The sequence below is a fragment of the Blastococcus sp. SYSU DS0619 genome (genome assembly GCF_054051035.1).
The window spans coordinates 17,701-33,520 of record NZ_JBJHAM010000011.1; the positions used below are offsets into that span (position 1 = coordinate 17,701).

A 15,820-nucleotide genomic window follows, 5' to 3' on the forward strand; every position below is an offset into this window, starting at 1 on the left:
GTGCTGTCACCGAGAGTAGGCAACGCCTGGCAGCGGCCGCCAGGGGGACGGAGGACGAGACGGACTGGTCCGGTTCGTCAGATGTTGACCGTGCGCTCGGGGCGGGTCCGCGGGTGGCGTGGTGGTGGCGTCGGCGGTGGTCCCGTGAATCCGCGGCCGGCTCGCCGCCCCGGGCCGGACCGGCCGGGGCGGCGAGCGGTGTCAGTCGGCCAGGAACGCGCGCAGCTGCTTGACCACGAAGGCGTGGTCCTCGACCTGCGGCAGCCCGGAGACGCCGACAGTGCCGACCACCCCGACCCCGGCGACCGTGATCGGGAAGACGCCGCCGTTGGCGGCGACGAGCGCGTGGTCCAGCCGGGAATCCGTCGCGTAGTCCCGGCCGGCGGCGCGGAACTGCTCCCGGACACCCAGCGAGGAGCGCTGGAAGTGGACGACTGCGGCGGCCTTGCGGTCCAGCCAGGCGTCGTTGTCCGGGGCGGCGCCCGGCAGGGCGGCGTGGAAGAGCCGCTGCCCGGCCAGCGTCACCCCCACCACGACGGGCAGCTCGCGGGCCAGTGCGGCGTCGCGGAGGAAGACGCCGAGCGCCCAGCCGGTCTCCCGGTCGAAGCGCGGGAACACCAGCTCGCGCTCCTCGGCGGTGATCCGGGCCAGCGCGGCGGCGGCGTCCGCCCGCTCGCCCACCGGGGCGCTCACGCGTCCGACGAGGCGGCCCACATGTTGAGCCCCCCGTCCTGCGCGTGCTCGTCGATCCGGGCCAGCTCGGCGGCGGTGAAGCCGGGGGCCTCGACGCACCGGACGGTGTCGTCCAGCTGCTCGGGACGGCTGGCGCCGATGAGCACCGAGGTGACCCGCGGGTCGCGCAGCGCCCAGGACAGCGCCATCTGCGGCAGGGTCTGCCCGCGCTCTTCGGCCATGGTGTTCAGTGCCCGGACCCGCTCGATGTTGGCCTCGCTCAGCATGCCCTCGCGCAGCGTCTTGCCCTGGGTCGCCCGCGAGCCCTCCGGGACCCCGTGCAGGTACTTGGTGGTGAGCAGGCCCTGCGCCAGGGCGGAGAAGGCGATGACCCCGAAACCCTGCTGCTCGGCGACGTCGAGGAGGCTGGGATCGCCCTCCTCGATCCAGCGGTTGAGCATCGAGTAGGAGGGCTGGTGGATCAGCAGCGGCGTGCCCAGCTCGCGCAGCAGCGCGCTCATCTCGGCGCTGCGAGCGGCCGAGAAGCTGGAGATGCCCACGTAGCGGGTCTTTCCCGCGCGGACGGCGGCGTCCAGTGCCGCAGCGGTCTCCTCCAGCGGCGTCTCGGGGTCGAAACGGTGCATGTAGAAGATGTCCACGTAGTCCAGCTGCAGGCTGCGCAGCGAGTGCTCCAGGCTGCCGAGCAGGTGCTTGCGTCCTCCGCCGGTGCCGTGCGGGCCGGGGAAGAACGGGTAGCCGGCCTTGGTGGCGATGACCAGCTGGTCGCGCAGCCCGGCGAAGTCCTCGGCCAGGATGCGGCCGACGTTGCGCTCGGTCGAACCGGCCGGTGGGCCGTAGCCGTTGGCGATGTCGATGTGGGTGATGCCCAGGTCGAAGGCGTGCTGCAGCAGGGCGCGCTGGCGCACCAGCGGGGTGTCGTCCCCGAAGTTGTGCCAGGTGCCCAGGGACACGGCAGGCAGCTGCAGGCCGCTGCGGCCCACGCGGCGGTGCGGCATCCGGTCGTAGCGGTCGGGGGCCGGGGTGTAGCTCATCAGGACTCTCTTCCGTGGAGGGGCTCAGCCGGCAGTGAGCTCGGCGAGCAGATCGAGCTGGCGGGGGTCGCCGAGGGCCGATCCGACGGCCACCACGCGGGCGCCGGCGGCGAGGTAGTCCCGGGCGTTGTGCGCGTCGATGCCACCGGTGGCCACCAGTGGCAGATCGGGGAACGGACCGCGCATCGCGGCGAACCACCCGGTCCCCAGGACCGAAGCCGGGAACGCCTTCACCCAGGTCTGGCCGTCGGCCAGCGCGGCCTGCACGTCCGAGGGGGTGGCGACGCCGGCCAGGTGCGGCAGTCCGGCGGCCCGGCTGGCCGCGGTGACGGCCGGGTCGAAGCCAGGGGCCACGGTGAACACGGCGCCGGCTCCGGCGGCCCGGCGCACCCGCTCGGCCGAGGTCACCGTCCCGGCGCCGACCACCCGGCCCGCGCCCGCGGCGGCCTCCACCGCAGCCTGCAGCGAGGCGACGGCGTCGGGGGACTGGATGGGCACCTCGACGACGTCGATGCCGACCGACCAGGCGCGCTCGCACAGTTCGACCGTCCGGGCCGGGTCGTAGCCGCGAAGGATCGCCATCACCGGGGTCCGGGCGAACAGTTCGTCGAAGGTCAGCGGCGTGGAGGTCGGCGGGGTGCCGCCCCCCGCGCTCACGGTCGCCACCCGATGGCGCGCGACACGTCGTCGACCACCTCGTGCAGCCGGGGCAGCAGCTGCTCCAGCGCCGCCAGGTCGGCGCGCGCCTTGAGCGCCGTTACCGATACGGCGGCCAGCACGTTCCCGCGGGCGTCGCGGATCGGCATGGCCACGCAGTTGACGTAGTCCTCGTACTCGGCGTCGTCCACCGACCAGCCGCGGCTGCGGACCCGGTCGAGTTCGGCGTCGTAGGCGGTGCGGGAGGTCAGCGTCGTCTCCGTGTATCGCTCGAAGCCGTGGTCGACCAGCATGCGGTCGACCACGGCGGCGGGTTGGAATGCCAGGATGGCCTTGGCCACCCCAGCGGTGTGCAGCACGACCGGCTGTCCGACCTGCGAGTACAGCCGCACCATGCCGGGCTGCTCGATCTTGTCGGCGTAGACGATCGCGTTGCCGTCGAGCACTGCCAGGTGCACGGTGTGCAGGCACTCCCGACCCAGCGCCGTGAGATGCGGACGGCTGATGTTGCGCAGGTCGAACTGCTCGGCGGCGACCGAGGCCAGGCCGGCCAGCCGGTAGCCGACGCCGTAGTGGCCGTCGGCGTGCCGGCGGGTCAGCCCGGCCTCGGTCAGGGTCTGCAGCATGCGCAGCGCGGTGGAGCGGTGGACGCCCAGGTGCTCGGCGACCTCGCTCTGGGTGCGCGGTCGCAGGCTGACCAGTTCCAGGACCTCGGCCGCGCGTTGGATGCTCTGGGACACCGTCGTCTCCTCGGGTCGGCTCAGGCAGGAACGAAGTCGTGGGTGCTGCCCAGCGCACGGGCCGCGGTCCGGTGTCCGCAGCCCAGCCGGCCGCCGACGTCCTGCTCGCCGAGCATGGCGGACAGGTAGCCCGCGGCGAAGGCATCCCCCGCGCCGACCGGCTCGACCACCTGGACCGGAATCGCCGGCTCGAAGGTCGTGGTGGTCCCGTCGAACGCGGTCGCGCCCAGTCCGCCATCCTTGACCACGACGGTGCCGCGCAACCCCAGCCGGGCGTGCAACTGAACGGCGTCGCCCTCGCCCCACAGGTCCTCGGCCTCGTCGCGGCCGACGAACACCAGGTCGGCTGCGGCGGACAGCCGGGCGAGCTCGGGAGCCGCATCGGCGTGGGACCACAGCGCCGCCCGGTGGTTGACGTCGAAGGAGACCAGGGCGCCGGCGGCCCGGGCGGCTGTCATCGCGGCGTCGGTCAGCCGGGCGCAGCTGTCCGAGAGCGCGGTGGTGATGCCGGTGAGGTGCACGACGCGAACTCCCCGCAGGTCCACCCGGTCGAGCACCGCCGGACCCATCCGGGACGCCGCGGAGCCCGCGCGGTAGTAGTGCACCGTGGTCTCGTCCGGGCCGGGATCCTTGAAGTAGACGCCGGTCGGTGCAGCGGGGTCCACGCTCACCCACCTGACGTCGACGCCGTGCCGGCTGACCTCGTCCAGCAGCCGGGCTCCCAGCGGGTCGGCCCCGATGGTGCTGACCCAGGCAGCGCGGTGACCGAGCCCGGTCAGGTACAGCGCCACGGTGGACTCGGCGCCACCGATACGGACGGAGAAGTGCTCCGCCGTCCGCAGCGGCTGCCGGGTGGTGGGGGTGACCATGGCCATGCTCTCGCCCAGGGTCACGACCGCGGGTGCCTCGGCCTCAGCCGACGGGGGTGGGGGTGCGCTCACGTGAGCGTCGTCCTTTCAGATAGCTGCGCAGGGGCTGGACGGTGACCGCGAGCAGGCTCAGTGCGGTCAGCGTCAGCCCGATGGGGCTGGAGAACAGCGCGTCGCCGCCGTCGATGAGCAACGCCCGCCGCAGGTTGCTCTCGGCGAGGGGGCCCAGGATCAGCCCGAGCACCAGCGGGCCGGGCGGGAACCCGAATCGGCGCATCAGCAGGCCGAGGAGACCGAAGACCCACATGAGGGCTACGTCGAAGACGCTGTTCTGCACCGCGAACGTTCCCACCATGCAGAACGTCACCACGACGACCGCCAGGTAGCGCGGTGGCAGGGCCAGCAGCTTGATCACCCCGCGCATGCGCATCAGGGCCAGGGCCAGGGCCAGGACGGTGGCCAGCGTCATCAGGCCGGCCAGGCTGAAGACCAGGTCAGGGTTCGTGACGAACAGCGCCGGGCCGGGCTGCAGGCCCCACACGACCATCGAGCCGAGCATCACGGCCATCACCGAGTCGCCGGGCACACCGACGGCCAGGGTCGTGGTCAGCGAGCCGCCCATGGTGGCGCAGCTGGCGCTGTCCGGCGCCGCGACGCCCTCCAGAGCGCCCTTGCCGAAGCGTTCGGGGGTCGCGGAGGTGCGGCGCGCCTGGTCCCAGGCGACGACGCCGGCGATGTCGCCACCGGCTGCTGGCACGACGCCGACGACCGACCCGACCGCGCAGCCGATCATCGTCGGCCTGACCAGCGAGCGGGCCTCCGCCCGGTTCGGCCACCAGCGGCCGAGCTGGGAGATCGGCCTCGGCATCACGCCGGGGCGGGCGGTGACGAGCTGGTTGGTCACCTCGGCGATGCCGAAGAGCCCGATGATCGCGGCGATGAACGGGATGCCGCTCGCGAGCTCGTCGAAGCCGAAGGTGAACCGCTGGTCACCGGTGATCGGGTCGCGGCCCACGACGCCCAGCAGGAGTCCGACGACGCCGGCGGTCAGCCCCTTGACGATCCGCCCGCCGGAGACGCCGACCATCATGGTGAGCCCGAACACGACCAGGCAGAACAGCTCGATCGGCCCGAACTCCAGGGCGAACGCGGCCAGCGGCTGGGCCAGGAAGACCAGGATGAGGATTCCGGTCAGCGACCCCACCGCGGACACCAGTGCGGAGCTGGTGAGCGCGATGCCGGCCTTGCCCTGCTTGGCCAGGGGGTAGCCGTCGAAGGTGGTGGCGATCGAGGCCGGAGTCCCCGGGGTGTTGATCAGGATCGAGGGGACCCGGTCGCCGAACTGGGCCGCGACGTAGATGGACAGGAGCACGGCCAGGCCCGGCAGCGGGTCCAGGGTGAGGGTGAACCCGGCTGCCAACGCCACCGCCATGGTCGCGGTGACCCCCGGGACGGCGCCGACCAACGAGCCGAGCAGCACCCCGATGACCAGGCAGACCGCGATGAACGGGTCGGCGAGCGCGCCGAGCCCCTCGGCGACGGCGCTCACAGCGGCACCCGCAGCAGCAGGCCGAAGATGCCGTAGGACAGCCCCACGACGACCGCCGGGAAGACCACCAGGGCGCGGACGCCCCGGCTGCCCAGCACCGCGGTCAGCGCCGCGACGAACACGAACGTCACGGGCACGAAGTGGAAGTACTGCCAGGCGGTGCCGTACCCGATGACCAGGGCGACCAGGCCACCGAGCTGCAGGAGCCCGTGCCGGGTGACCGAGTCGTCGTCGGGTACCGCGCGGCGCAGCAGGCCGGCGGCCGCGATGCCTGCAGCCGCCAGCAGGAGGCAGATCCCCAGCACGGTGGGCCACCAGTCGGGACCGAGGCTCCCGTCGTCGGTGCGTGCCGGCAGGCCGCGACCGGCGACCAGGGTGAGTACCCCGAGGCCGCCGACGGCGGCGGCGACCAGCAGGTCACGGGCACGGCCGTAGGGGGCAGGCGCCTCGGCGTCGACGTGCCCGTCCGCCGCGTCACCGGGTGGCGGCGCGTCCGGGCCGGTGGGCTCGACGGCCGGGCCGCCGGTGCGCCCGGCCTCCGCCGGGCGCACCGGGATCCGGGGGCTCACGACGCCAGCAGTTCGGCGAACCGAGCGCTCTCCTCGGTGACGAACTCGCTCGCCTCGTCGGCGTCCCTGTAGGTGACGATGTTGCCGCCGCTCTCGATCAGCTCGATGTAGCTGGGGGCCTCCACGGCGGTGCCGATGGCGGACTCCAGGGTGTCGCGCACGTCGTCGGGCAGGCCGGCCGGTGCAGCGATGACCGCCCAGCTGCCGATCTCGACGTCGTAGCCCTGCTCGATCGCGGTCGGCACGCCCTCCAGGGCCGGAGCCGGCTCCTCGGTGAAGACCGCCAGCACCCGCAGCCGCCCGTCGGCGTGGGCCGGGGCGGTCTCGCCGATCCCGGCGACCACGGCGTCGACCTGGCCGCCGATGGCCGCGGTGACCGCGGGGGCGCCGCCGTCGAAGGGCACAGCCTGCAGTTCGATGTCGGCGGCCTGGGACAGCGCGGTCACGCCGGCGTCCCAGATCGAGCCGGCACCGGCGGTGGAGACCGACACCGTGCCCGGGGCCTCCTTCGCCGCCGTGATCAGGTCCTCGAGGGTCTGGTACGGGCTGTCGGCCGGGACGGCGATGGTGCCCGGCTGGGCGTTGACCTGCCCCAGGAAGTCGTAGTCCGCCGGGTCGACATCGAAGTCCTGGTACTGCAGCATGCTCACCTCGACCGGCAGGACGGCGATCGAGTAGCCGTCGGGGTCCAGGCCGGCGAGGAACTCCATGCCGACCGAGCCGGAGGCGCCCGGCCGGTTCTCCACGACGACCGGGACGCCGAGGTCGTCCTCGAGCTCTGCGCCCAGGGTGCGGGCAGTCAGGTCGGTGGCCCCACCGGCCGCCGTGGGCGTGTACAGGGTGATCGAGTCGTCCGGGAACTCGCTGCCTTCGGCAGTCTCGCCACCTCCTCCACGAGAGGCGCACCCGCTCAGGGCGACGGCGACGGAAGCGGCCGCGACGACGGCGGCGGTGCGGCGGGCGGTAGCGGGTGTGGACATCGGCGTCCTCTCGTATGTTGCGCCTTACGCAACAGGTGTGCTTAGTTCGCACACGTTATGCCAGACGCGTCACACCGACAAGAGGGCGTCCGGACCTGAACCGGTCCGGATGCGCGGTATCGCCCGGGTCCGGTGGGTGTGGCGTACGACAGCGGGTCCCCGACCTCGGCCGGGCAGGCCGACGCAGCGGCGCTCACCTCGGGGCCGCCGGTGCAGCGGGGAAGCGCCGCGCGGGCCAGTGCCGGGTCGGGGGTGGTGGGCAGGACGGGGACGGGCTCCTGCTGAGCCAGCGGCTGTTCCGCTGCCGGATCGATGGGGGCAGCTCGGGCCGATCCCCCGGTCGCCGGGAGTTCGCAGACCTCGGTACGTCGGCGACAGGTGCGGCCCGGCGCATGTCGTGGGCGTATGCGGAATCGGAGACGCCCTCGCAACGGCCCGTCGCGTGCACTGGCAGCTGTCCACCAGTTCCCGATGCCGCACCGGCTCAGCCGAGCGGAGAGGAGTTCTCCGATGACGACCACCTCGCACACCTCCACCCACCGGGCGAGCAGGCCACCCCAGGCATCCGCGCCCGGATCGCCGGGCTCCCGACGGACGGCGCTGCTCGTGCTGGCCGCGGTCGCCGTGCTGCTCGCGGTCGGCTGGGTCACCCTGGGGCCGGCCGGTTTCGTCGCCGACGCCCGCCGGACCGTGATGGCCGGGATCGACGCCCTGGCGGCGCCGTGGCCGGGCACCGTGCACCGGGCCCACGTCGAGGCCGCGGTGAACGCGTTGCTCTTCGTGCCCGTGGGTGCGCTGGCTGCCCTGGCCCTCCGGCGCTCCGGCCCCGCGCTGCCCCTCGCTCTCGGGGCTGCGACGTCGGTGGGGATCGAGCTGGCGCAGACCGCGCTGCCCGGCCGGGTGCCCGACCTGGTCGACGTGGCCGCCAACACCGCGGGCACGGTCGTGGGGGTCGCGGTCGTGATCCTGTGCCGGGCCGCGTCGCGTCGGGCCGCAGTGCGTCGGGCCGCCCGGCGCCGGGGCGGGGCGCGCCGTCCCCGGCGGGGGCTGCTGTCCGCGCTGGTCGTGACGCCCCTGCTCGTCGCGGGGGGAACCGGGTGCTCGTCGAGCGGTCCTGCCGCCGGGCCGGTGACCAGCGCGTCGGCCGGGACGGTCGACGCGCCCCCGCTGAGCGCATCGGACGACGGGGGAGTCATGACCGTCGAGCACGGGCACGTCGCCGACGGTGAGGAGCTGTCGGCGTTCGCCGACGTCCCGGCCATCACGGGTCTGGACAGCGCGCTGCGCACGGCGGTGCAGGACGCGGCCCGGGACGCGTCGGCCCACGGGGTGGACTTCCACGTGTCCAGCGGGTGGCGCAGCGCTGCCTACCAGCAGGCGCTCTTCGACGCCGCGGTGGAGCAGTACGGCAGCCCCGCCGCGGCCCGGGAATGGGTACTCCGTCCCGACGAGTCCTCCCACGTCACCGGCGACGCGGTCGACATCGGGCCCACGGACGCGATGAGCTGGCTGGCCCAGCACGGGTCGGACTACGGCCTGTGCCAGACCTACGGCAACGAGATGTGGCACTACGAGCTGGCCGTCGAGCGCGGTGGCCGGTGCCCCGCGCCGGCCGCCGACCCCACCGCCGGCTGACCGGGTGACCCCCGCCCGCGAGCCGGCCAGCGTGGTCGCGGCTCGGCAGCTCGCCGCCGAAGCCCACGAGCGCCGCCGGGTGCCCTCCCGGCACCTCGCTCCTCCGTCCGCCCCGCGCGCCCATACGTCGCCGATACGTCGGGCTCCCTACCCTCGCCCCATGCGGGTGCTGATCGCCGAGGACGAGCCCTACCTGGCCGATGCCATCCGGGACGGTCTCCGGCTGGAGGCGATCGCCGCCGACGTGGTCCACGACGGGGACAGCGCGCTGGAGTACCTGGCCGTGAACTCCTACGACGTCGTCGTGCTCGACCGGGACCTGCCCGGCACCTCCGGGGACGAGGTCGCCCGCCGGATGGTCGCCGAGGGCCGGCCGAGCCGCATCCTCATGCTGACCGCGGCGGACCGGCTGGAGGAGAAGGTCGCCGGCTTCGAGCTCGGCGCCGACGACTACCTCACCAAGCCCTTCGCCATGCCGGAGCTGGTGGTGCGGCTGCGCGCGCTGGGCCGCCGGCCGGTCGACGGCGCGCCGCCGGTGGTGGAGTTCGCCGGCCTCACCCTCGACCCGTTCCGCCGGGAGGTCTACCGCGACGGCCGCTACGTGGGGCTCACCCGCAAGCAGTTCGCGGTGCTGGAGGTGCTGATGGCCGCCCGCGGCGGGGTGGTCAGCGCGGAGTCGCTGCTCGAGCGGGCGTGGGACGAGAACGCGGACCCGTTCACCAACGCCGTCCGGATCACCATCTCCTCCCTGCGCAAGCGCCTCGGCGACCCGTGGCTGATCCACACCGTCCCCGGTGTCGGCTACCGGGTGGGGGAACCGGCGACCGGCAGCGACGGCACGAGCGGTACCGGCCTCCGGTGAGTGCCCGGCTGCGGCTGACCCTCAGCTACGCAGGCTTCCTGTTCGTCGCCGGACTGGCTCTGGTGGCGGTGCTGGTCTCGGTCATCTGGTTCGTGCCCGAGGGCAACCTCACCGGCGCGGCCGGGTTCATCCCGGACCGGAACGACCTGCTGACCGCGCTGTGGCCGCGGGCCGCGGCAGGACTCGGCGTGCTGGTGGTCGTCGGTCTGATCGGCGGCTGGTTCCTGGCCGGCCACATGCTCCGACCGCTGCACTCCATCCACGCCGTCGCACGGCAGGTCGCGGCCGGCTCGCTGGAGAACCGGGTGCGTCTGCAGGGCACGCGGGACGAGTTCCGGGAGCTCGCCGACACCTTCGACACCATGCTCGACCGGCTCCAGGCCTCCCTCGACGAGCACCGCCGGTTCGCCGCCAACGCCTCCCACGAGCTGCGCACCCCGTACGCCGTCGAACGCGCGATGCTCGACGTCGCGCTCGCCGACCCTGACGGCGTGGACGTCGAACGGCTGCTGCGCCGGCTCGACGAGACCAACCGGCGGGGTACCGAGACGGTGGAGGCGCTGCTGGCCCTGGCTGCCCTCGACCAGGGCCGGTCCCCGTTACGTACCCCCGTCGACCTCGCCGAGCTCACCGCCGACGTCGTCTCGGAGCTGACGGCGGTCGCCGATGAGGCCGGGATCGTCGTCGAGGCGCACCTGGGCGAGGGCGACCTCGACGGGGCGCAGCCCCTGGTCCGCCAGCTGGTGGCCAACGTGGTGATCAACGGGATCCGCCACAACACCGGCCCCGGCGGGTGCGTGCAGGTCACGACCGGCACGACCGCCGACGGCCGGGCCGAGCTGCGCGTGGTCAACACCGGGCCGGTGGTTCCACAGCACCTGCTGGCGAAGCTGACCGAACCCTTCGTGCGGGGAGAAGGCCGGACGTCGGTCGGCGGGGGCGGCCCCGTCCCGCCCGGCAGCGGACTCGGGCTGGCGATCGTGGCCAGGCTGGCAGAGGCCCACGGTGCGGCGCTGGAGCTCTCCGCACCGCCGGAGGGCGGCCTCTCCGTGCGGGTGTCCTTTCCCGCGCCGGGGACGTGACGGTCCGTGGCCGGACCGCGGTACGCCGGAGCTGGCGCTCCCCGACGCAGGACAATGCTCAGCGGCTGGTGGCCGCGGTGGTGATCCGGTCGCTCACCTGGTCGGGCTTCTCGCGCACGGTGGCCGTACTCCGCGTGCCGGCGGTGCACCTCGTCGGCGTCGGCGCGGGCCGCCAGCCGCTCGGTGGCGAACGCGCGGACGGTCTGCAGGCTGTGCCAGGTGCCGTAGGCGACGGCGGCCGCACCCTCCACGTCGCCGGCGGCGCAGAGCCGGATGGGCTCGTCGTGCTGCTCGCCGGATGCGTGACCCCGGGGAGAGCCGAACAGGAGCCGCTCCGCCCGGCGCAGCGTGGGGGTGAACTGCTCGAGGACCGTGGCCAGCGCGCGGTTGCCGCAGATGGTCACGGGCACGCCGTGCAGTTCGTCGTCGGCCCGTACGGCTGACTCGACGTCGCCGCTCTCGACGGCGGCGGCAAGCCGGCGGTTGGCGTCGCGCATGGTGGTCACGTCCGCCTCGGTGAGGGCGGGGACGGCCTGGCGGACGGCCACCTGGTGCGGGCCCGCTCCGTGACTCTCCGTGATCACGGGGCGTGCCCGCGGTACCGCTGATCCGTTCGAGGGGGCCGGTCGACCTCGCGCCGCCCTACCGTGGGCAGGTGCCTCCGTCCCCTGCGCCGCAGAGCGAGCAGGTCACCCAGACCGACGCCGGGTGGCCCTCGGCGAGTTGCTGCGGAGCTACCGGGAGGGCGTCGTTCCGGCGCTGGGCAGCTTTCCGCAGGGGGAGACGTGCCCCCTTGCACACGCGAACTCCTGCGCTTTTCGGGGGGACGGCCTGGTCACCCGGACGGTGACACCGTCCGTTCCGGTCACGGGCCGCTACGAGCGGCCGGGTCACCCGGACAGTGCCACCGTCGGTGGTGTGCGGGCAGCGCGCAGGGCCGGGTAGAGCCCGGCGACGGCGCCGATGCCGAGGGTCGCGGCCACGCCGACGACGGGGACGCCGGGCGGCACCACGGGGAGCCATCCGTTGGCCACGGCCACCACCGCGGTCACCGCGCTCCCGATCCCCGCTCCGGCGGCGCCGCCCAGCGCCGACAGCAGGAGCGCCTCGCTGAGGAACTGGGCGGCGATGTGCCGCCGGGTGGCGCCGAGCGCACGGCGCAGCCCGATCTCCCGTCGCCGCTCGATGACCGAGATGATCATCGTGTTGGCCACCCCGATCCCGCCCACGACGAGCGCGATAGCGCCCAGGCCCAGCAGCAGCCCGGTGAACGCCTCGTCGGCGGCAGCGCGCGCGGCGAGGGCGTCCGAGGGGCGGGAGACCGCGACCGCGCCGGGCCGGGCCGGCTGCAGGGACGGGGGGATGAGACGGGCGACTGCGGCGACCGTTGCGTCCGTGGAACGCTCGTACAACCGGGTCGGCGTCCCGGTGTAACCGAGTTCGGACGTCGCGACCGGCATTCCCACCAGGGCGGCGACGTCGAGCTCGGGGGCCAGCTGCACCGGGTCGAGGATGCCGAGCACGGTCGTGTTCCGGCCGCCCAGCCAGACCTGCCGCCCCACCTCGGTGATCCCCAGCCGCCGCGCTGCCGTGGCGCCGAGGACCGTCGTGGGGAAGCGGGCGGAGGCCTCATCCAGCCAGCGACCGGTCCGCACGTGCCCCCCGACGACGTCCAGCAGGTCCAGCTCGGTGGCGGTGACCGTCAGGCCGCCGGTCAGCCCGGCGTCGACCGCCTTGCTGCGGTAGACGGCGACGTCGCCGAGGTCGGCGGTGGTCGTGGCCGCGGTGACCCCGGCGATCCGCTCGACCCGGGCTGCCGCATCGGCCGGGAGCGACGGGAACTCGACCCCGCCGGGGGAGTCGGCCACGCCGGCGGTGAGCAGATTGGTGCCCAGCGCCGCCAGTTGCCGGTCCAGGCGTGCCTGGCTGGAGGCGGACAAGCCCACCACGGCGACCATGGCGCCGATCCCGATGGCGATGCCGAGCGCGGAGAGCACGGCGCGCACCGGACGGGCACGAAGGCCTGCCGAGCCCAGGTGCACGAGATCCCCCGCGCGCAGCCGGGACGCAGGGGAGCCAGGTCGCCTGCCCCCGTCGGCGGGGGTCACCGGGTCCCCCGTCCGTCGCCACCGGCGGCGATCGGGGACCCGGAGTCGGCCACGACCCGGCCGTCGGCGATGGACACCTGCCGGGGCAGGCGGGCCGCGAGTCGCTGATCGTGGGTGATGACGACGACCGTCGTCCCGGTCCGGTGCAGCTCGTGCAGCAGTTCCACGATGCTGCCCCCGGAGCGGGAGTCGAGGTTCCCGGTCGGCTCGTCGGCCAGCAGCAGCGGTGGCCTCCCGACGACGGCGCGAGCGATCGCGACGCGCTGCCGCTCGCCCCCGGAGAGTTGGGAGGGCAGGTGGTCGAGTCGGTGCCCGAGCCCCACTCCGTCCAGCGCGGCACGGGCCCGCTCCCGGCGAACGCGGCGAGGCACGCCGGTGTAGAGCAGCCCATCGGCGACGGCGTCCACGGCGCTCACCCCCTCGGCGAGATGGAACTGCTGGAACACGAACCCGATCCGGAAGGCCCGCAGGGCCGAGAGGCCGGCGTCGGACAGCCCGCCGATGTCGACGCCGTCGACGAAGACCCGACCGGAGGTGGGGTGATCGAGGGTGCCCATGACGTTGAGCAGGGTGGACTTGCCCGACCCGCTGGGACCGACCACGGCGACGAACTCGCCCGCCTCCACGGCGAGGGTGATCCCGTCCAGCGCTCGCGCGGGGGGCGTTCCGTAGCTCCGGGTGACGTCGTCGAGGCGGAGGACGGCGCTCATCGGGTCGGCACCACGACGTGGAGACCCTCGCGGATGCCGTCGCCGGAGATCTCGACGCGTCCGGAGGCGAATGCGCCGACGGTGACCGGGACGACGGTCGTCGGGTCACCGGCCCGCCGGCCGGGCACCTCGACGCCGAAGGTGGTCTCGTCGACGGCGACGAGCGCCTCGACCGGGACGGTCAGGACGTCCTCGCCGAGGGTGCTGGTGAACCGGACGAGCACGTCCGCCCGGGAGAAGGCCGCCGCGCCGGTCTGGTCGTCCAGGTCCAGGGTGACCGGCACCACGATCCTCGTGCTCGTCCCGTCGGTCGAGGGCCGCTCCACGGCCTCACCCACGCTGCGCACGGTGGCGGGGAGCTCGGTCCCGTCAGGCAGCACCACCGTGACCGCGGCGCCGACGACGGCGAGGCTCTGGTCGTCCAGCCCGAGGTCGGCATCGACGACCTTGTCGGTGCCCGATGTGGTGAACAGCTCCGTGCCGGGGGCCACCTCCGCGCCGAGCCGGCTGGTGAGCGCCGCCACGCGGACGGGCCGGTCGGAGACCCAGACCGCCGACCGCTCGACGACGCCGGTGCGCTCCACGCCCAGGGCCTTCTGCCAGGCCCGGACCGCGGAGGCCGTGGCATCGGTGAAACGCGCGTCGGGTGCGCCGGTGAAGTGGCCGAACGCCACCAGGTTCTGCTCCAGTTGCCGAACGTCCTCGCCGTCGGTCACGCCGGCCCGCAAGGTCCGCCAGGCCGGTACCTGCCCGCTGAGGAGGACGACCGGCCGGGTGTCGACGGTGTAGAGCGGATCGCCGGCGGAGATCGTCGTGCCGACGGCCGGGAGCATCGTGACCACGCCGGGCGATCGGGAGGTGACAGGCACCCCGACCGGGAAGCGCAGGGTCCCACGCACGTCGGTCGCGGCCACCATCGTCCCCACGGTCACCGGGACGGTCGCCGGTCGGGTGGAGGGCGCCGCTGCGGCGTCCTCCCGCACTCCCTGCTGGGTCCAGACGCCGGCGCCGGCAAGCGCGGCGGCCAGCAGCCCGACCGCCGCGACCGCCCGCCACCGCCGACGCGCGGGGCCAGGCGGGTCGGCCACCGCTCCGGAGCGCGCCGTCGCGGCGGGCTCGACCGACTTCGGCCGTTGCACCTCCCCGGGCGCTGGCCGCGCGGCCTCACCCGTCGGGCCTGCCGCTGGCCGGGGCGTCATTCGGCCGGTGTCGTGCAGTCGGCGAAGTCGGCGTCGGGCACGCCGTTCAAGGCCAGCGGAGCCCCGACCTCGGGATCGGACACGTTGTGGCCGAGTTCGCGCAGGCACTCGGCCAGGGCGAGCCCGCCCTCGTGCATCGCGCGCAACTCCTCGTCGCTGAAGTCGCGCGTCGGTGGTTCGCCGATCTCGGCCATGCAGTCCGCGGCCGCGGCCTGGAACTCGGGGCCGCTCTCCTGGATCCCGGCACCCGGGGCCGGATCCTCCACGTCCAGTCCGCGGCTGCGCAGGCACTGGGCCAGCTCCAGGTCGTAGGCATCCCGCTCGGCGGACGCGCCGCCGGTGGACGATCCGCTGCTTCCCCCCGCCGATGCCGACGATGCGGCGGGGGAGCCGGTCGGTGAGGCAGTGGTGCCGCAGGCGGCCAACGCCAAGGCCAGCGCCGGTGCGGCGAGCAACGCCGCCGACGTCCGACGACGGAACGGGGTGGGACGGAGAGCGAGCACGGTGGTCCTCCTGGGTCGGCGGTAGGTTGCCGCGGTAGCGACCCCATGGACCCAACCCGCCGGCCTGTTGCGCGTGCGTTCGCGGAAACGGATACGTCCACGACAGGTGGGCGCGGGTATGTCGTGCGCGTTTGCGCAATCGGAGACGCCCTGGCAACCGCCGCTGGACTGCACTGGATCCGTCCGCCAGTTCGCACGTCCGCGCCGGCACCGTCCGGCGGGAGGAGCTCCACCATGAAGAGCACCCGCCGACCACCTGCCCTCGTGACGGACCTGGTGCTCAACGGGCTGCGCCACAACACCGGCCCCGGCGGACGCGTCCAGGTGGCGACCGGCACGACCTCCGGCGGCTGCGCCGAGCTGCGGGTGGTCAACACCGGCCCGGTTGTCCCCGCGCAGCTCGGCGCAGCCGAGCCCTTCGTCCGGGGGGAGGGCCGGCTGGCCGGCCGGAGCGCCGGGGGCCACGACCCCGGTCCGCCCGGCAGCGGGCTGGGCCTGGCCATCGTGGCGCGGGTGGCCCAGGTCCACCGGGCGGCCCTGGAGCTGTCCGCGCCGCCGGAGGGTGGCCTGTGCGCACGGGTGGTGCTCCCCGCGCCAGGAGCGCGACGGTTCGCGGTCCGCACCTGCTAGTAC

At 74.3% G+C, this 15,820-nt stretch carries 16 protein-coding genes and 1 pseudogene; 4 read left to right on the top strand and 13 right to left on the bottom strand.

Annotated features, from left to right (window positions below; genetic code table 11):
- Nucleotides 1–201: 201 nt before the first annotated feature.
- The 8 genes from ACI79T_RS13395 to ACI79T_RS13430 are packed head-to-tail and all read right to left on the bottom strand — an operon-like array spanning nucleotide 202 to nucleotide 7,088.
- Nucleotides 202–693: a heme-degrading domain-containing protein gene (locus ACI79T_RS13395; RefSeq protein ID WP_456610561.1), complete on the bottom strand. Its 492-nt coding sequence runs from the start codon at nucleotides 691–693 to the stop codon at nucleotides 202–204.
- Nucleotides 690–1,724, bottom strand: coding sequence for an L-glyceraldehyde 3-phosphate reductase (gene mgrA, locus ACI79T_RS13400; protein WP_456610562.1), 1,035 nt, complete (start codon nucleotides 1,722–1,724; stop codon nucleotides 690–692). The genes ACI79T_RS13395 and mgrA overlap by 4 nt, the downstream gene beginning before the upstream one ends.
- A gap of 24 nt (nucleotides 1,725–1,748) precedes the next feature.
- Nucleotides 1,749–2,381: a bifunctional 4-hydroxy-2-oxoglutarate aldolase/2-dehydro-3-deoxy-phosphogluconate aldolase gene (locus tag ACI79T_RS13405; protein WP_456610563.1), complete on the bottom strand. Its 633-nt coding sequence runs from the start codon at nucleotides 2,379–2,381 to the stop codon at nucleotides 1,749–1,751.
- A complete protein-coding gene (locus ACI79T_RS13410) occupies nucleotides 2,378–3,121 on the bottom strand; it encodes an IclR family transcriptional regulator (protein WP_456610564.1) in 744 nt (247 codons plus the stop codon). Before ACI79T_RS13410 ends, ACI79T_RS13405 begins: the two co-directional genes overlap by 4 nt.
- Nucleotides 3,122–3,141: 20 nt before the next feature.
- Nucleotides 3,142–4,062 carry a sugar kinase gene (locus ACI79T_RS13415; protein ID WP_456610565.1) on the bottom strand — a complete coding sequence of 307 codons (921 nt, stop codon included), beginning with the start codon at nucleotides 4,060–4,062 and terminating at the stop codon, nucleotides 3,142–3,144.
- The gene (locus ACI79T_RS13420; RefSeq protein ID WP_456610566.1) at nucleotides 4,034–5,539 is read right to left on the bottom strand and encodes a tripartite tricarboxylate transporter permease; all 1,506 of its coding nucleotides are present in this window, start codon (nucleotides 5,537–5,539) and stop codon (nucleotides 4,034–4,036) included. The genes ACI79T_RS13415 and ACI79T_RS13420 overlap by 29 nt, the downstream gene beginning before the upstream one ends.
- Nucleotides 5,536–6,108: a tripartite tricarboxylate transporter TctB family protein gene (locus tag ACI79T_RS13425; protein WP_456610567.1), complete on the bottom strand. Its 573-nt coding sequence runs from the start codon at nucleotides 6,106–6,108 to the stop codon at nucleotides 5,536–5,538. Before ACI79T_RS13425 ends, ACI79T_RS13420 begins: the two co-directional genes overlap by 4 nt.
- Nucleotides 6,105–7,088 carry a tripartite tricarboxylate transporter substrate binding protein gene (locus ACI79T_RS13430; protein ID WP_456610568.1) on the bottom strand — a complete coding sequence of 328 codons (984 nt, stop codon included), beginning with the start codon at nucleotides 7,086–7,088 and terminating at the stop codon, nucleotides 6,105–6,107. The genes ACI79T_RS13425 and ACI79T_RS13430 overlap by 4 nt, the downstream gene beginning before the upstream one ends.
- A gap of 510 nt (nucleotides 7,089–7,598) precedes the next feature.
- On the opposite strand from ACI79T_RS13430, the gene ACI79T_RS13435 reads away from it, so the two are divergent.
- The 3 genes from ACI79T_RS13435 to ACI79T_RS13445 all read left to right on the top strand — a co-directional run bounded on the left by ACI79T_RS13435 (nucleotide 7,599) and on the right by ACI79T_RS13445 (nucleotide 10,667).
- Complete coding sequence (locus ACI79T_RS13435) at nucleotides 7,599–8,723, top strand: VanZ family protein (RefSeq protein WP_456610569.1); 1,125 nt, start codon at nucleotides 7,599–7,601, stop codon at nucleotides 8,721–8,723.
- A gap of 160 nt (nucleotides 8,724–8,883) precedes the next feature.
- Entirely contained in the window at nucleotides 8,884–9,585 is a 702-nt protein-coding gene (locus ACI79T_RS13440; protein ID WP_456610570.1) for a response regulator transcription factor, read from the top strand.
- Nucleotides 9,582–10,667 carry a sensor histidine kinase gene (locus ACI79T_RS13445; RefSeq protein WP_456610571.1) on the top strand — a complete coding sequence of 362 codons (1,086 nt, stop codon included), beginning with the start codon at nucleotides 9,582–9,584 and terminating at the stop codon, nucleotides 10,665–10,667. Before ACI79T_RS13440 ends, ACI79T_RS13445 begins: the two co-directional genes overlap by 4 nt.
- A gap of 290 nt (nucleotides 10,668–10,957) precedes the next feature.
- Here the strand turns inward: ACI79T_RS13445 and ACI79T_RS13450 are convergent.
- The 5 genes and pseudogenes from ACI79T_RS13450 to ACI79T_RS13470 all read right to left on the bottom strand — a co-directional run.
- Nucleotides 10,958–11,164 (bottom strand): annotated as a pseudogene (locus ACI79T_RS13450) (FCD domain-containing protein); the annotation flags it as partial.
- Between the two features lie 393 nt (nucleotides 11,165–11,557).
- Nucleotides 11,558–12,664: an ABC transporter permease gene (locus ACI79T_RS13455; protein WP_456610572.1), complete on the bottom strand. Its 1,107-nt coding sequence runs from the start codon at nucleotides 12,662–12,664 to the stop codon at nucleotides 11,558–11,560.
- A gap of 107 nt (nucleotides 12,665–12,771) precedes the next feature.
- Nucleotides 12,772–13,485: an ABC transporter ATP-binding protein gene (locus ACI79T_RS13460; RefSeq protein WP_456610573.1), complete on the bottom strand. Its 714-nt coding sequence runs from the start codon at nucleotides 13,483–13,485 to the stop codon at nucleotides 12,772–12,774.
- Complete coding sequence (locus ACI79T_RS13465; RefSeq protein WP_456610574.1) at nucleotides 13,482–14,573, bottom strand: peptidoglycan-binding domain-containing protein; 1,092 nt, start codon at nucleotides 14,571–14,573, stop codon at nucleotides 13,482–13,484. The genes ACI79T_RS13460 and ACI79T_RS13465 overlap by 4 nt, the downstream gene beginning before the upstream one ends.
- 107 nt (nucleotides 14,574–14,680) lie before the next feature.
- On the bottom strand, nucleotides 14,681–15,187 hold the full coding sequence (locus tag ACI79T_RS13470; protein ID WP_456610575.1) for a hypothetical protein: 507 nt from the start codon (nucleotides 15,185–15,187) through the stop codon (nucleotides 14,681–14,683).
- 234 nt (nucleotides 15,188–15,421) lie between these two features.
- Between ACI79T_RS13470 and ACI79T_RS13475 the strand changes: the two genes are divergently transcribed.
- Nucleotides 15,422–15,817: a sensor histidine kinase gene (locus ACI79T_RS13475; protein ID WP_456610576.1), complete on the top strand. Its 396-nt coding sequence runs from the start codon at nucleotides 15,422–15,424 to the stop codon at nucleotides 15,815–15,817.
- The last annotated feature ends 3 nt before the right edge of the window (nucleotides 15,818–15,820 follow it).

Coding starts and splice junctions, on each gene's coding strand:
- mgrA (WP_456610562.1), bottom strand. CDS start 1,724: ATGAGCTACACCCCGGCCCCCGACCGCTACGACCGGATGCCGCACCGC.
- ACI79T_RS13430 (WP_456610568.1), bottom strand. CDS start 7,088: ATGTCCACACCCGCTACCGCCCGCCGCACCGCCGCCGTCGTCGCGGCC.
- ACI79T_RS13435 (WP_456610569.1), top strand. CDS start 7,599: ATGACGACCACCTCGCACACCTCCACCCACCGGGCGAGCAGGCCACCC.
- ACI79T_RS13440 (WP_456610570.1), top strand. CDS start 8,884: ATGCGGGTGCTGATCGCCGAGGACGAGCCCTACCTGGCCGATGCCATC.
- ACI79T_RS13460 (WP_456610573.1), bottom strand. CDS start 13,485: ATGAGCGCCGTCCTCCGCCTCGACGACGTCACCCGGAGCTACGGAACG.
- ACI79T_RS13475 (WP_456610576.1), top strand. CDS start 15,422: ATGAAGAGCACCCGCCGACCACCTGCCCTCGTGACGGACCTGGTGCTC.